Below are 1052 nucleotides of genomic sequence, written 5' to 3'. Positions count from 1 at the left end.
TGTTAAATTTCTTACATACTCATTCAATTTTTTAGATTGCTCTAAGCATAATGCATGAACTTTTTTATAATAAGAGAAAGCTTATGCTATAAGCAGTGTTGTTATAAAAGCTTTATTGTAAAGCTCTTGCATACTGTAACTGCACAGCAGGCATTTGGCTGTTTTGATGATTTAAAATTCGTATATTCCGCTTATATTTTTGTTGTCGTATTAGTTCTTGCTCTGCATTGCGTAAATGCGCAACCATTTGTAATTTTGTAGCTTCATTTTGGATCATGGCAAGTATACTCTTAATTTGCGTTTGCAATTCGATAATGCCTTTCAGATCTCTTGTATCTTTGATTGCCATTAAATGTTGTGCGATTTGCATAAAACGACTTTCTGTTTCCTCAAAAACTTGCAAACTTACAACCTTATCTATAACAGCTGCGTATTGGCTACGTAGATCAATTAGTGTACGTATTTCATGGACTGTAGGTTTTTGAGAATATTCTTCTTCTTGTTTTTTTATGTTCTCAATCAGTTGAGGAAATCTTTCAGAAATCTCTTTTTCGTTGTCCTCATCATAGATGTATTTGGGTTCCATAAGTAAAAGACCGTTATCAGCTTTTTTCATTTCGCTGTTTGGTATTCTAATACCTGTTATAGAATGATGTATTTTTTCAATTTCATTAAGTTGTGTCTTCGTATACCTAAGTTGTTCGTTCATAATATTGAGCAACTGATTTGATAATGCCTCTTCATTCTCTTGAGCTCTTACTTCCTCATTCTCTTGAGCTCTTACTCCCTCATTTTCTTGTGCTCTTAATGTGAAGTTTGATGTTCCAAGAAATATACTTATTGTTGTTGCAACAATCAGTTTTTTCATGTTTTTTTCCTTCAAATTCTATATATTACACGTATACTAAAAACTGTATTGCTGAACTACGCGATTTTACAAATTCGTTGATAAGTTCACGCTCTAAGCCTCGGCTTTCTTCATAATAGCTATTAAGTTTTTCGGCTTTTACGGGTTTAGCTTGTTGTTTTTTCATATGGCTCCTCGCTGAATT

General features: G+C 32.9%; 1 protein-coding gene and 1 pseudogene. Both read right to left on the bottom strand.

The features are described from left to right. Window positions 1-112: 112 nt before the first annotated feature. Complete coding sequence (locus tag ABD909_RS07030; RefSeq protein WP_345097245.1) at window positions 113-868, bottom strand: TrbJ/VirB5 family protein; 756 nt, start codon at window positions 866-868, stop codon at window positions 113-115. Window positions 869-917: 49 nt separating this feature from the next. Beyond that, a pseudogene (locus ABD909_RS07025) lies at window positions 918-1034 on the bottom strand (TrwG protein); the annotation flags it as partial. Window positions 1035-1052 lie beyond the last annotated feature (18 nt).

It is taken from the genome of Bartonella acomydis (assembly GCF_039543025.1).
Lineage (GTDB): Bacteria > Pseudomonadota > Alphaproteobacteria > Rhizobiales > Rhizobiaceae > Bartonella > Bartonella acomydis.
Note: the sequence above shows the minus strand (reverse complement) of the source record. Positions and strands in the feature narration are given on the sequence as shown.